Consider the following 13,518-nt stretch of genomic DNA (forward strand, 5'->3'; position numbering starts at 1 on the left):
CGGGAGTGATCCGGTGAGGGTGGTGGGGTAGCGCTATCCAAAATCCTCCCCCAGCTTGCTGGGGGAGGGGGACCGCCGACCGCAGGTCGGGGGTGGAGGGGAAGCGGGATAGTGCAGTTCAAGGAAGCCGTGCCGAACCGCTTCCCCTCCACCACCCGCTTCGCGGGCGGTCCCCCTCCCCCAGCAAGCTCGGGGAGGATTTGTATTAATCGCTCGCCCCAAGATAGCCCAATTGCCCAGCCTTGAAGATCGTCTGGCTGCGGTTGACCGCGTCGAGTTTTTCGCCGGCGCGGTGGATGTGGTAGCGGATGGTGGCGTGGCTGCGGTCGAGGATCATGCTGATCTCCTTGTCGGTCTTGCCGATCGCCGCCCAGCGCAGGCACTCGACCTCGCGCTTCGACAGCATGCAGTCCGCAGGAATCCGCCGCTTGGTGCGCATCACCGTGACATAGCCCGCGATGAACCGCCGCGTCATCGCCGCCATCAGGTCGGCATGCTTTTCGAACGGCTCGGACAGGTCGGTCAGCTCCTTGTCGAGCGGCGTAAAGCTCACCGATCCGATCTGGCCGAAGGGCAGGTGGATCGGCACCATGATCGCGGCATGGCACAAAGAGCGCTTGCGGAAATCGGTAAGGTCCATTTCCTCGAGATATTCGTTGCGCCAGCGGCCGAACATGCCGTGTTCGTTGCACCAGAAGGGCTCGCTCTCATAGCGGCAGGCGCGCGGCAGCGGCGAGTTGAGCGCCAGGCGGGTGTCCTCCCACCAGCGCTCGCCATCGGCCATCCAGCCGAAGATCTCACCGTTGATGATCGCGCCATCGGCATCGACCATCGGCTCCTTGGAGGAAATGTCGTCGCAGGCGGCCACGCGAAACCCGCGAGTCTGCGACATTTCGTGCAGCGCGACCGCGGCATCGCGGATGTCCTCGACCCGGCGGATGGTGACGCGCTGTGCCAGCGTGTTGACCGGGTTGTTGCGGCCCTCGGCCTTCTCGGTGAATGGACGTGGTGTCTCGATCATGGTCTTGCCTTTGATTCGATCCTGCTCTCCGCCGCGAAGACTATGCCAGAGAGCCGGACAACGCTACGGAATGTTGAGCCTTCGCGCTGTTCGATCACTTTGTGGTGCGCGCGGCCTTATCCTTGTCGTTGGCGCCGCGAATCATCGCGGCCATATCCGCCCATTGCTGGTCATCCATCCGCGACAGGCTCTGGTAGAAATTGCCCGAATTGGCCTGGTATCCCGCGCCGTCGATGGCGATGGTCTGGCCGTTGATATACTCGGCGCCGCGCCCCATCAGCAGCACCGCCAGATTGGCGAGCTCGTGCATTGCGCCCACCCGGCCCATCGGGTTGCTGCGGTCGGCGTTCTGGCCCTGCAACCCCTGCGCATTGCCGGGCGACAGCCGTTCGGTCATCCCCTTGGTGGGGAAGGTGCCCGGCGCGATCGCGTTGAAGCGCAGCCCATAGCGGCCCCATTCGGTGGCGAGCGATTGCGTCATGACGTTGATCCCCGCCTTGGACATCGCAGACGGCACCGTGAACGGTCCGCCGTTCCACACCCAGGTGGTCAGGATCGCGAGGAAATTGCCGCGAATGTTCTCCGCGATCATCCGCTTGCCGACATTGTGGGTGATGTAGAAGGTGCCGCGAAACACGATGTCCGAAATCGCGTTGAAGCCATTGACGCTCAGATCCTCGGTACGGCTGACGAAGTTGCCGGCGGCGTTGTTGACCAGGCCGGTGAGCGGACCGTGCTGCGACCAGATGTGCGCGATCATCGCGTCGATCGCCTGCGGGTCGCGGATGTCGCAGGCGTGCGCGCCGACCGTGCCGCCATGCCGGGTCATCAATTCGTCGGCGGTTTCCTCGAGCACCGCGCCGCGCCGCCCGCAGATATGCACCTCGGCGCCCAGATAGAGGAAGGCTTCAGCCATCACCTTGCCAAGGCCGGTGCCGCCCCCGGTGACCAGGATGCGCTCGCCCTGCATCAGGCCGGGGCGGTACATGATCTGGGTGATGTCCATTGGAGGCTCCTGTGCGTTGTGGTCTGTGCTGACCTTCAAATCCTCCCCTTTAGGGGAGGTGGCAGTCCGCAGGACTGACGGTGGGGAAGCGGGATTATGCGTCGATCGACCGAATGCGCAATACCGCTGCCCCTCCACCACTGCGTGGTCCCCCTCCCCTTGCAGGGGAGGATTTGGTGATACTCACAACCCCAGCACGGTCTTGGCGATGATGTTCTTCTGCACCTCGTCCGATCCGCCAAAGATCGTCCAGGCGCGCGAATTGAGGTAGCGGCCCGCGGCCATCTGCGCGTCGACCGATCCCACCGGCTCGGGTGCCTCGTTGCCATAGAGCGGGCGTTCGGCGGGGAGCTGCAGGCCCTGCAGGCCGTGAATCTCCATCGCCAGCGTATCGAGCTCCTGGCGCAGATTGGCCGAGAACAATTTGATCAGCGAGGTCTGGGGGCCGGGCGGACGACCCTTGGCGATTTCGGCGAGGATTCGCAGTTCGCTGATCTCGAAGGCGCGTGCGCGCAGGCGCAGCGAGGCGAGCTTGCGCGCGATTACCGGGTCATGCGCGATCGCGCCGTTGGTGCCGCTGGGCACCGCGCCTGCCGCCATCATCAGCCGGTCGATATCGACCAGCAATTTGGGCGCGAAGCACGATCCGCCGCGTTCGTTCTCGAGCAGGAACTTGGCGATGGTCCAGCCCTGGCCCTCCTCGCCGATGCGGTTGTCGGCGCTGCTCACGGCATCGTCGAGGAACACCTGGTTGACCTCATGGTCGCCCGCCATGGTGATGATCGGGGTGACGGTGATTCCCGGCTGGTCCATCGGCACCAGCAGGAAGGTGATGCCGCGCTGCGCCGAAACTTGCGCGTCGGTGCGCACCAGGCAGAAGATCCAGTTGGCGTAATGCGCGTGCGTGGTCCAGATCTTGGAGCCGTTGATGCGATACTCGCCGCCCTGCAGCACCGCCCGCGTCTTGAGGCTGGCAAGGTCCGATCCCGAACCGGGTTCGGAATAGCCCTGGCACCAGTAATCTTCGGCCGACAATATCCGCGGCAGGAAGCGCGCCTTCTGTTCGGGCGTGCCGAAGCGGCAGATCACCGGGCCGACCAGCTTGAGGCCGAGCACGGGCAGTGCCGGGGCGCCTGCATGCGCGCATTCCTTCTCGAAGATATAGCGTTGCACCGGTGTCCAGCCGGTGCCGCCGTCCTCGACCGGCCAGTGCGTCGCCAGCCAGCCCTTGGCGTGCAGGATCCGCTGCCATTCGAGGCCGATGTCGGGCTCGACGAACACGCCGGGCGTGCGCCGTGCGCCATCGATCAGCCGATCGGTGAGATGCGTCTTGAGAAAGCTGCGGACCTCGGCCTCGAAGGCGAGCTCGTCAGGGGTGAAATCCATGTCCATGCGTCAAATCCCGCCAGTTCCGGTCGCCCAGAGGATGCTGCGGCGCAACAGTTCGTAATAGATGGGGTAGTTCCACGCGCATTTTTCCGGATGCGGGTAGAAATCCTGCATGCCCGGCAGGTCGTAATGCCCGCGGCAATGGCCCAGGGTGTTGTACAGGATGCCGCCCGCACCGATCGCGCGCGTGTAGATCACCGGCACCACGGTCTCGGGCCAATCGGCATCGACAAAGCCGGTCGCTTCGCCCGCAAAGCGGGTCTGCGCCAGGGTGCGGATGTCGCTCACCTGTTTCATCAGATACAGCTCGTCGACCACGTCGAAATCGCTCATTCCGCGGGTCACGTCATGGTCGGTGTCGACCATCTCGACGGTGAACGGCGCGCCGATCGGCGGGTGCGCCTTGAACTGGGTGCCCAGCATCTGCATGACATCGGGGCGCTCCTCGGGGCTGTCGACCCCGGCTTCGGTAAAGCGCAGGATCGAGTTGGTGCCGTGCAGCGCCAGCCAGCGCCCGCCCTTTTCCAGGAACGCGGCGATCGCCTGCGCTTGGGCCGCAGACGGCATCAGGTCGCAGGTGTAGGTAACCAGGAAACGGCACGCGGGCAGGCGTTCGGCGACGCCGTTGTAATCGTGCGCCACGGTGGTGCGGATGGTGTCGTGCTCGGCCAGCAGTTTGAGCACCTCGAGCCGGGCGAAGTCGATGTCGTGATATTTGCCCGCCGCGACGAAGTGCGCATCGATCCGTTCAGCCATGCCTCAATCTGCCTCTTAGCTGCGGAAATGGCCACCGCCATCGACGGTAAAATCGACACCGGTGGTGAAACTGGCCTGATCGGACAGCAGGAAAACGATGGCGTTGACGACTTCGGCGGCCTCGCCGACGCGGCCCATCGGGTGGTTGGCGGCGAACATCGCCTCGACCTCCTCGTTTGTGCCCGGCAGCGCCTCGAGATAGCGCTCGAACATCGGCGTGCGGATCGCGCCGGGGTGGACGGTGTTGGCGCGGATGGGCAGGCCCTTTTCGGCGCAATCGAGCGCGATGGTCTTGGTCAGCGCGGTCACTGCCGCCTTCGACGCGCAATAGGCCGCAAAGCCCGAACCGACGCGCAGCGCGAGCATCGAGCCGATGTTGACGATCGCGCCGGGCTCGTGCGCGGCGGCGATTGCGGGGATCGCCGCGCGGCAGCCGTTGAAGGTGCCGTTCAAGTTGATGTCGATGGTACGCTGCCAGCTGTCGAGGTCGACCTCGGGCACCGTTCCGGGCTCGGAGATGCCGGCGACATTGACCAGATGGGTCAGCTTGCCGAAGGTCGCCACCGCCGCCTGCACCGCGGCCTCCCATTGCGCCAGATCGCGCACGTCGAGCGACACCGCCATCGCGCGCTCGCCCAGCTCCGAGGCCAGGGCCTTGGCCTTGTCGAACTGCACGTCGCCCAGCACCACGCTGCCGCCCTCGGCGACGATGCGGCGTCCGGTCGCGCCGCCTATGCCTTCCGCCCCGCCAGAAATCAGCGCGACCTTGCCCTGCATCATGCCCATATTCTAACGCTCCAGTATCGCGACGGCAGAAAGCCCGGGCGCGCCATAGACATGGCTGTAGGCGGTCTTGGGGTTGCCCGGCACCTGCCGCGCGCCGCCGCGTCCGCGCAGCTGCACGGTGTTTTCATAGACCTGACGCAGCCCCGATGCGCCGATCGGCTCGCCGCACGCGAGGCAGCCGCCATCGGTGTTGACCGGCAATTGTCCGCCCAGTTCGGTGCGGCCTTCGGCAAACCACTGCTCCTGCTCGCCATCCCGGCAGAAGCCGTTCTCGGCCATGTGCATGATTTCCGCACCCGATTCGGTGTCCTGCAATTGGGCGACATCGATGTCCTCGGGGCCGATGCCTGCGGCCTCGAACGCCGCCTTGCTGGCAAGCTCGGTCGGCTTGCCGCCGCGCTCGACGCTGATGGCGGGCGCGAATACCTCGAACGATCCGGGCGGGCGGGTGCGCACCGCGATGCTGGCGATCTTCACGCCGTCGGCACCGAGTTGCTTGGCTTTCTTTTCCGACGCGATGATCAGCGCGACCGCGCCTTCTGCTGGCGAGCAGAACATGTATTTGGTCAGCGGATCGTTGACCATCGGCGCGTTCAAAATGGTGTCGAGATCGACCGGCGAGCGCCGCCAGGCGTGCTCGCACAAGGTGCCGTTGCGGAACGCCTTTTCGGCGACCATCCCCAAGGTCCGGCGGCTGATGCCGTGCATCTGCATATAGCGCTGGATCTTCATCGCGAAGAACTGCGTGGTCAGCATCATGCCGGTTTCGCCATACCATTCGGGCAGACCCCAGTCGCCCGGCTTGGCGTTGAACGCGCCGCGCGGATGCTTGTCGAAGCCGACTGCCAGCGCGATGTCGCATTGCCCGGCGGCGACTGCATTGCGCGCCGAGGCGAGCGCGCTGCCGCCGGTGGCGCAGCCGTTGGAGACGTTGATGAAGGGAAGGCCGGTCAGCCCGAGCTCGTTGACCATGATATCGGCATTGCCCGCGCCTTCCGAGCCACCATAGGCGCATTCGATATCGGTCCATTCGAGGCCCGCGTCGGCGAGCGCCTGGCGAACCGCGAACACGCCCTGGTCGCGCCCCGAGCGGCCATCGGTGCGCCCGAACGGGTGGATGCCTGCGCCGATGATCTGGGCGTTGGTCATGCGCGCGCTCCTGCAGGCTGGAAGGCAAAGGTGGTGCGCCCCGGAGCGAACTCGGTCAGAACCAGTTCCATCGCCATGCTCAGCGAAAGGTCAGAAAGCTGCGCCCCCTCGATCCGAGTCTCGACGATCACCTGCCCTGGCAATTCGACATAACCGACGAGGAACGGGGTGAACGCCTCGGGCCCGGCATAAGGCGGGGATTTGGGGCGGAAATCCTGGCTGGTCCACGACCATAATGTGCCAGTGCGCGACAGCGGCACGGCATCGAATTGCTGCGCAGCATCGCCCTGCGGCATCGGGAAGACGATTGCACCGGTGTCGCGGTTCTGCCCGCCGATCAGCCGCGGCTCGGCCTCATCGGTCCACAGGCCATCGGCCACGGGGGCAGGCGCGGTCATGCTGCAGCCCTTGCGGTATCCGCCGCATAGATATCGAGCCCCGATGCCGGATCGCCCAGCCATTGCGCGAGCAGCAAAACTCTTTTGTGGGCATGGCCGATTTCGAGCTCATCGGTGGTGCCCATGCCGCCATGCAGTTGCACCGCCTCGCGGCCGATGTGCAGCGCCGCCTCAGCGATGATCGTCTTCATGCCTGCAATCTCCGAAGCCTCGCCCGATGTGACGGCGGCGATCAACGCGCTGTGGCACTGGTCGACCAAGGCATAGCATTCGACCATGCGGTGCTGGATCGCCTGAAACCGCCCGATCGCCTGGCCGAACTGTTCGCGCTGGCGGACATAGCCCAACGTATCGTCGAACAGCCGCTGCGCCAGCCCGGTCATCTCGGCTGCGGCCACCAGACGCCCGGTGGTCAGCACCTCTTCGACGTCTGCCCAATCCAGATCGAGCCGCGCGTCTTGTGCCACCTCGCAGCCGCGCAATTGCAGCTCGCAGGCGATGTTGCCGTCGATGATCTGATAGCTTCGGCGGAACACGCCGGTGGCATTGGCAGCAACCAGGAACAGCGCCGGCTCGCCGTCTGCCAGCGCGCTGACCAGCAGCCAGTCGGCCGCCATTCCGCCGATGACGAAGGTCTTGTCGCCGCTGAGGCTGTATCCCGATCCGGCGCGCTTGGCGGTGGTGCTGCGCGGCAAGGGGACGTGTCGTCCGGACGGCTCGAACAGCGCGAGCGCGGCCACTGCCTCGCCGCTTGCCAGCGCGTCGATCACACCATGACCCTCGGCAAGCCCCCGGCCGGCCAGCGCCAGCGGCAGCACGGCGTTCTCCAGCCAGTTGTCCGAGGAAATCCGCTGGCCGAAGCTTTCACCCACCGCCACCAGATCGAGCGCGCTGCTGCCCAGCCCGCCTTTCGCTTCGGGCAGCGCCATCGCGGTCAGGCCAAGCTCCGCCATGGCCTGCCAGCGGTTGCGGTCGATGCCGCCCGGCTGAGCGCGCTGCGCCTTGCGCGCGGCGATGTCGCGCCCGTCCAGGAACCGCTCGACCGAGGCGCGGAACAGCAACTGGCTTTCGTCATAGTCGAAGTTCATGGCGAGCGCTCGAAGCGCACAGGCACCGAAGACGGACCGCGCAGCATCATGTTGGGGTGATAGGCGATGGCGCCCTCGTCGGTGAGCGTGATGCCGGCAATGCGCGGCAGCAGTTCCTCGAACGCCACGGTCATTTCCTTGCGGCTGAGCATGTTGCCGACGCACATATGGATGCCGCGGCCAAAGGCGAGATGGGTGCGGGCATTGGCGCGGTCGGCGATGAACGCATCGGGGTTCTCGTATTTCTCCGGGTCGCGATTGGCGGCGGCATAGCGCATCATCACCATCGCGCCTGCGGGCAGCGTCACGCCGCCGAGCTCGGCCTCCTGCTTCATCACCCGCCAGATCCCCGACGAGGCGCTGGCCAGCCGCAGCATTTCCTCGATCATGTTGGGGATGATCTTGGGGTCGGCCTTGGCCTTGGCGAGTTCGCCCGGGTTGCGTGCCAGCAGGATGATGCCTTCGGCGAGCGTCGCGGTCGTAGTCTCGTTGCCCGCGACCAGCAGCTGCTGGACGATCGAGAGCAGCTCGCCATCGTTCAGCGGCCGCTCGCCTTCGACCTCGGCATGCACCAGGTCGGACAGCAGATCGTCTGTGGGGTTGGCACGGCGCAGGTCCATCTGCGCCTTGATCGCGTGCTGAAACTCGACCACCTCGCGCGCGCATTGCAGTTCGCGCTCGCGTGGCACCATCCCGCCCAGCCGGTCGACGAAGGCGTCGGTCCAGCGCTTGATCGTGCCCGGGTCCTCATGCGTGAGCCCGAGTTGTTCGGAGATCATCCGGATCGGCAGCGGCATGGCGAAATCGCGGATGAAATTCACGTCGTCCTTCGCCAGCATCGTGTCGATCAGGTCGCGCGCGATCTCGCGGATATGCGCTTCGAGCTTGTTTACCCGCGGCGCCGAGAAGGCGAGGTTGACCAGCTTGCGAAAGCGCGTGTGCACCGGCGGATCGGCGGTCAGCAGCGTATCGACCTGCGGCCAGCCATCCGCGAGGATCGCCTTGACCTCGGGGTCTTCGGACCGCGCGCCGGACAGTACCGCCTGGAAATTGTTGGAAAAATCTTCCGTGCGCCCGGTCGCCTCGCTGACCAGCCTGTGGCTGAGCACCAGATACAGCCCGCTGGCGGTATCGTGATACACCGGCTGGCTGGGGATGGTCGCCTGATAGAAGGCAAAGGGATCGGACAGCACGTCGGGATGGAAAAAGCTTGTCTGCTCCGCTGCCACCGTCACTGCCTGCTCCCGCGTTTCTGGTCTGTCATGCATCCGTCATAGCCCGCGCCTCCGTCCGGCGGCGATAGTCGAAAATGCTAGGTTGCAGCGATTGGCCCAATAACGAAAATTGTGCTGTTTGTGTTATTGGGCTATTGTCCGGAGCCGAATTGCAGGAGGAATGAGCCCATGAACGTATCGATCGGCGAGCGCTGGGAAACCTATGTCGAGGCGCTGCTCAAGACCGGGCGTTATGGCTCGGCGAGCGAAATCGTGCGCGAGGGATTGCGCCTGGTCGAGGAACGCGAGGTGAAGCTCGCGGCGCTGCGCGAGACGATCGAGGCGGCGATCGCGGAAGGTGGCGAGCATACGATCGAAGAGGTCGATGCCTATCTCGACAAGGTTCTGGATGATCTGGAGAAAAGCGGTGAGCTGGCCGCATGAGGCGGTTGGTCATCACCACGGCTGCCCGAAGGCAACTGGCGGAGATAACGACCTACATCGCGCGTGAAAGCGGCGGCCGAGGCCCAGCCCTGGGGTTTCGAAAACGGCTGTTGGGCAAATGCGCGAAGCTTGCCCAACTGTCCGCAACCCTTGGAACGCAACGGCCCGAGCTGGCAACGGAGTTACGCAGCACGCCTGTCGGCAATTATCTCATCTTCTTCCGATACGACGAATCACGTGTCACGGTGGTCGCTGTGCTCAACGCCAGCCGCGATGTGGCGGCGCAATTCGACGAGGACTGAGGGATCCGCCCTCAGCTGTGCGTCATCACCCCGCCATCGGCGATGATTCCCTGGCCGGTGATGAAGCGCGCGTCGTCGCTGGCCAGAAACGCGATGACATCGGCGATATCCTCGGGCTGGCCCAGCCGCTTGAGCGCCGATTTGTCGCGATAATACTCCGCCGCAGCCTCGTTCTCGAGCATCCCTCGGGTCATCCCGGTGACGATGCAGCCGGGCTGCACGCAGTTGACCGTGACGCCATAAGGGCCAAGCTCCATCGCCAGCGAGCGGGTGAAGCCCAGGATCGCATGCTTGGACGCCGCATAGGCGCCCAGGCCCGCATCGCCATAGCGCGACAGGATCGATCCGGTGTTGATCACCCGGCCCGCCTTCGACGCCTTGAGCAGCGCGAGGCACGCCTTGGACAGCCGCGCCGGCGCCAGCAGGTTGACGTCGAGCCCGAACTGCCACTGGTCGTCGGTGAGCTCGTCGAGCGTCCCCACCGGGCAGACCCCGGCGTTGTTGATCAGGATATCAAGCCCGCCGAGCTGGCTTTCCGCCACCGCAGCGAGCGTGGCAATCGCTTGGCGATCGGCAAGATTGGCGACATGGTTGTAGGTCCCGGCGAGCCCGTCGCTGCTGATATCGCAGGCCAGCACCGTCGCGCCATCGGCCAGCAGGCGGCGCACGGTCGCCGCGCCGATCCCCGATGCGGCGCCCGTGACAAGCGCCTTGCGTCCGTTCAGTCTGCTCATGCTCGTTCCTTCGAAGCGTTGGGGCAGGACCATCTGCGCAGCATTGATGGCGCGTGTCCAGCCCGTGAGGGTGCGTAGGGTCAGGCGATCTTGAGGATCATCTTGCCCTGGTTCGATCCCTCGAACAGCCGCAGGAACGCGGGCAGCGCATTGTCGAGCCCCTCGTCGATATGCTCGTCGACCACCAGCCGGCCGGACGCCGCCCATTCGCCCATCTTCGCGCCGCCCTTGGCAAAGCGCGGCACGTAATCGGCGACCAGAAGCCCGCGGATCGAGGCGCGGTGGACGATGAGCTGCCAGATGTTGCGCGCGCCCACGGGGTGCGGCGAATTATATTCGCTGATCAGGCCGCACAGCCCGATCCGCGCGCCATGGCGCAGGTTCATCAGCCCCGCATCCAGAATGTCGCCGCCGACATTCTCGAAGATCACGTCCACGCCATCGGGCGCGACCGCCTTGATCGCGGCATCGAGCGCGGCCATGTCCTTGCCGCGATAGTCGATCGCGTGGTCGAAGCCATAGCGCTCGGTCAGCCGCGCGCACTTTTCCGCGCCGCCGGCGATGCCGATGACGGTGCAGCCCAGGATCTTGGCGATCTGCCCGACCAAAGACCCCACCGCGCCTGCCGCGCCGGTGACCAGCACCGTGTCGCCGGCCTTGGGCTCGCACACCTCGATGAAGCCGAAATAGGCGGTCATCCCCACCGCGCCGAACAGCGAGAGATAATTGGTCACCGATGGCACCGCGTGCGGGTCGATCGGCTGGGTGAAGCCGCCCACGGTGCCGACCGAATAGTCCTCGATCGCGTTCAATCCCAGCACCCACTGGCCCTTGGCGAAGCCGTCGGCCTTGCTCTCCTCGACCACGCCGATGGTGGTCGCGCGCACCGGCGCACCCAGTGGGATCGGCGGCATGTAGCTTTCGGCATCCGACATCCAGCCGCGCTGCGCGGGATCGAGCGAGGCATAATGGTTGCGGATCAGGAACTGGCCGTCCTCCAGCGCGGGCAGGGTCGAGGTCTCGAGCGCGAAATCGTCGGCGACCGGAGCGCCATCGGGGCGGCGCTTGAGGATGAACTGGCGGTTGCTGGTCATGGTCTGGAAAATCTCCGGAAAAAGGGGAAGAAAGGTCAGTCCGCGCCGCGGCCGCCATCGACCAGCATCGCGGTGCCGGTGACCATGCGCGCGGCCGGGCTTGCGAGGAAGGTCGCGGCGCTGGCGATGTCCTCGGCGGTGCCGACGCGCTGCAGCGCGTTGCCATCCATCACGAACGCCTTGACCGCATCGCTGTCGCCATAAGCGCCGGTGATCATCTCGGTGTAGATCACGCCGGGGTTGAGCGAGTTGACTCGCACCTTGGGATCAAGCTGCGCGCCTTCCAGCGCCGCCACCCGGCTGAAATGGGTCACCGCCGCCTTGGCCGCGCAATAAGCCGAGCAGTCGTCGAGCCCGATCAGCCCGGCGAGCGAGGAGATGTTGACGATCGAGCCTGCGGTCTTCGTGTCGCGCATCATCCGCAGGGCATATTTGGTACCCAGCACCACGCTTTCGACATCGGCGGTCCACAGCTCGCGAAACTCTTCGAGCGTCGTGTCGGGCAGCGGCTTGGAAAAGAACGAGCCTGCCGAGTTGATCAGCGCATCGACCGAGGAATGCGCGGCGGTGACCGTATCAGCAAACGCCGCCCAGTCGCTTTCGGAGGTGACATCGAAGCTGTGAAACTCTGCCGTTCCCCCGGCTGCCCGAACCTGCCGCACAGTCTCGGCGCCGCGCTCGTGGCTGCGCCCGGTGGCGATGATATGGAAGCCGGCCTTGGCGAGCCGCAGCGCGGTGGCGCGGCCGATGCCAGAAGTGGCGCCCGTGACGATGGCGTTCTTGGTCATAAGCCCCCCTTCCGTTTGTCCCGAGCGAAGTCGAGGGACGTGATCGCCAACCTTGCACATACGTCCCTCGACACGCTCGGGACAAACGGACTTTTCGCGCGCCAAGGCATCATGTCAGGCTCCATCCGCCGTCGACCACCATTTGCGTCGCGGTCATGAACGAGGATTCCTCGCTGATCAGGAAGAGGATGCTCTCGGCGATGTCCTCGGGCTCCTGCGGCACGCCCAAGGGCACGTCGGTCCAGTGCGCCGGATCGTCCATCGCGCCTGCGGGCATCGCACCCTCCAGCAAGGGCGTGCGGGTGGGGCCTGGGCAGACGGCGTTGACGCGGATCATGTCGCCCTTGCGGCCGACCTCGACCCCGACCGCGCGCGCCATGTTGGCCATTGCAGCCTTGGCGACCGCATAGGCCGAGATGGCAGGCGCGGCGCAATTGGCCATCACCGATGCGGTGAGGATGATGCTGCCGGTCGCAGGTTCGCCGTTCGCCTGGGCCCGCATCTGCGCCACCGCTTTCTTGAGGCCGATGAAGCTGCCTTCGACATGCACCTGGTTGAGCCGGCGGAAGCGCGCCATGTCGAGGTTGATGATCGGTTCGTAATTGACGATCCCAGCGTTGGAGACCAGCGCATCGAGCCGTCCGTGGTGATGCACGGCCGCGGCGATGGCGTTGTCCCAATGGTCCTCGCTGGTAACGTCGTGGGTGAGGCCGATGCAGCCGCAATCGGCGGCGACCCCCTGCATCTTCACGCCGTCGACATCGGTGGCGATGACATGCGCGCCGCGCTCGGCCGCCAACCTTGCGGTGGCTGCGCCGATGCCCGATGCGGCGCCGGTGATCAGCACCACCTTGTTCCTGATGTCGAATGTCATGGCTTAAGGTCCAGTTCGATCATGCCGTCTTTCTCTTGGGTCGGATAATGTGTGAGGCCGCAATATGCGGGGGGTCCCTTGGCGGCGCCGGTGGTGATATCGAAGCGCGCGCCGTGGTGCGGACACAGGATGTGTCCGCGCCGCACCCGTGCGCCCTCGAGCGGCAGTAGCGCGTGGCTGCACAGACCGTCGAGCGCATGCACGCTGCCATCGGCATCGCGCACGATCAGAAATGCTGCACCGTCATGCTGCACAAAACGGGTGGTGCCCGGTGCGATGTCCGATGGGGTAACAGGGGTGAAGGTCATTGCTGGTGTGATGGCGGGAAAGTGCCGTGGGTTCAATCCTATCCTAGGTGATAGGCTCCCTTGCAATCCTCCCCTGCAAGGGGAGGGGGACCGCTGGCCAAAGGTCAGTGGTGGAGGGGTGTCACCCGCTCGTGGACGGGAATACCCCTCCGTCTCGCCTGTGGCGA

Annotated in this window: 16 protein-coding genes; 2 read left to right on the forward strand and 14 right to left on the reverse strand. The window is 65.4% G+C overall.

Annotated features, from left to right (window positions below; all coding sequences use genetic code 11):
• Positions 1–205 precede the first annotated feature (205 nt).
• The 9 genes from QUV11_RS15510 to QUV11_RS15550 all read right to left on the reverse strand — a co-directional run bounded on the left by QUV11_RS15510 (position 206) and on the right by QUV11_RS15550 (position 8,861).
• Positions 206–1,021 carry a helix-turn-helix transcriptional regulator gene (locus QUV11_RS15510; protein ID WP_300883802.1) on the reverse strand — a complete coding sequence of 272 codons (816 nt, stop codon included), beginning with the start codon at positions 1,019–1,021 and terminating at the stop codon, positions 206–208.
• 94 nt (positions 1,022–1,115) lie between these two features.
• Entirely contained in the window at positions 1,116–2,027 is a 912-nt protein-coding gene (locus tag QUV11_RS15515) for an SDR family oxidoreductase (protein WP_300883803.1), read from the reverse strand.
• Positions 2,028–2,210: 183 nt separating this feature from the next.
• The gene (locus tag QUV11_RS15520) at positions 2,211–3,419 is read right to left on the reverse strand and encodes an acyl-CoA dehydrogenase family protein (protein WP_300883804.1); all 1,209 of its coding nucleotides are present in this window, start codon (positions 3,417–3,419) and stop codon (positions 2,211–2,213) included.
• Positions 3,420–3,422: 3 nt separating this feature from the next.
• Entirely contained in the window at positions 3,423–4,172 is a 750-nt protein-coding gene (locus QUV11_RS15525; RefSeq protein WP_300883805.1) for a ThuA domain-containing protein, read from the reverse strand.
• Between the two features lie 15 nt (positions 4,173–4,187).
• Complete coding sequence (locus QUV11_RS15530) at positions 4,188–4,958, reverse strand: SDR family oxidoreductase (RefSeq protein ID WP_300883806.1); 771 nt, start codon at positions 4,956–4,958, stop codon at positions 4,188–4,190.
• A gap of 3 nt (positions 4,959–4,961) precedes the next feature.
• Positions 4,962–6,107 (reverse strand): thiolase family protein, encoded by a 1,146-nt coding sequence (locus QUV11_RS15535; RefSeq protein WP_300883807.1) that lies wholly within the window; start codon positions 6,105–6,107, stop codon positions 4,962–4,964.
• Positions 6,104–6,505: an OB-fold domain-containing protein gene (locus QUV11_RS15540; RefSeq protein ID WP_300883808.1), complete on the reverse strand. Its 402-nt coding sequence runs from the start codon at positions 6,503–6,505 to the stop codon at positions 6,104–6,106. Before QUV11_RS15540 ends, QUV11_RS15535 begins: the two co-directional genes overlap by 4 nt.
• Positions 6,502–7,593 carry an acyl-CoA dehydrogenase family protein gene (locus tag QUV11_RS15545; RefSeq protein WP_300883809.1) on the reverse strand — a complete coding sequence of 364 codons (1,092 nt, stop codon included), beginning with the start codon at positions 7,591–7,593 and terminating at the stop codon, positions 6,502–6,504. The genes QUV11_RS15540 and QUV11_RS15545 overlap by 4 nt, the downstream gene beginning before the upstream one ends.
• Positions 7,590–8,861 (reverse strand): cytochrome P450, encoded by a 1,272-nt coding sequence (locus QUV11_RS15550; RefSeq protein WP_300883810.1) that lies wholly within the window; start codon positions 8,859–8,861, stop codon positions 7,590–7,592. The genes QUV11_RS15545 and QUV11_RS15550 overlap by 4 nt, the downstream gene beginning before the upstream one ends.
• A 135-nt stretch (positions 8,862–8,996) precedes the next feature.
• Here QUV11_RS15550 and QUV11_RS15555 point away from each other — a divergent pair, with 135 nt between their 5' ends.
• Positions 8,997–9,251 carry a type II toxin-antitoxin system ParD family antitoxin gene (locus QUV11_RS15555; protein ID WP_300883811.1) on the forward strand — a complete coding sequence of 85 codons (255 nt, stop codon included), beginning with the start codon at positions 8,997–8,999 and terminating at the stop codon, positions 9,249–9,251.
• Between the two features lie 5 nt (positions 9,252–9,256).
• Positions 9,257–9,553, forward strand: coding sequence for a type II toxin-antitoxin system RelE/ParE family toxin (locus QUV11_RS15560; protein WP_300883812.1), 297 nt, complete (start codon positions 9,257–9,259; stop codon positions 9,551–9,553).
• Positions 9,554–9,564: 11 nt separating this feature from the next.
• On the opposite strand, the gene QUV11_RS15565 is transcribed toward QUV11_RS15560, so the two are convergent.
• The 5 genes from QUV11_RS15565 to QUV11_RS15585 all read right to left on the reverse strand — a co-directional run bounded on the left by QUV11_RS15565 (position 9,565) and on the right by QUV11_RS15585 (position 13,351).
• Positions 9,565–10,287, reverse strand: coding sequence for an SDR family NAD(P)-dependent oxidoreductase (locus QUV11_RS15565; RefSeq protein WP_300883813.1), 723 nt, complete (start codon positions 10,285–10,287; stop codon positions 9,565–9,567).
• Positions 10,288–10,367: 80 nt separating this feature from the next.
• On the reverse strand, positions 10,368–11,381 hold the full coding sequence (locus tag QUV11_RS15570; RefSeq protein WP_300883814.1) for an NADP-dependent oxidoreductase: 1,014 nt from the start codon (positions 11,379–11,381) through the stop codon (positions 10,368–10,370).
• A 35-nt stretch (positions 11,382–11,416) separates the two neighbouring features.
• On the reverse strand, positions 11,417–12,169 hold the full coding sequence (locus QUV11_RS15575; RefSeq protein WP_300883815.1) for an SDR family NAD(P)-dependent oxidoreductase: 753 nt from the start codon (positions 12,167–12,169) through the stop codon (positions 11,417–11,419).
• A 109-nt stretch (positions 12,170–12,278) separates the two neighbouring features.
• A complete protein-coding gene (locus QUV11_RS15580; RefSeq protein WP_300883816.1) occupies positions 12,279–13,043 on the reverse strand; it encodes an SDR family oxidoreductase in 765 nt (254 codons plus the stop codon).
• Positions 13,040–13,351, reverse strand: a complete 312-nt coding sequence (locus tag QUV11_RS15585) for a Rieske (2Fe-2S) protein (protein WP_300883817.1) — start codon at positions 13,349–13,351, stop codon at positions 13,040–13,042. Before QUV11_RS15585 ends, QUV11_RS15580 begins: the two co-directional genes overlap by 4 nt.
• Positions 13,352–13,518: the final 167 nt, after the last annotated feature.

It is taken from the genome of Blastomonas sp., from assembly GCF_030373265.1.
Classification (GTDB): domain Bacteria; phylum Pseudomonadota; class Alphaproteobacteria; order Sphingomonadales; family Sphingomonadaceae; genus Blastomonas.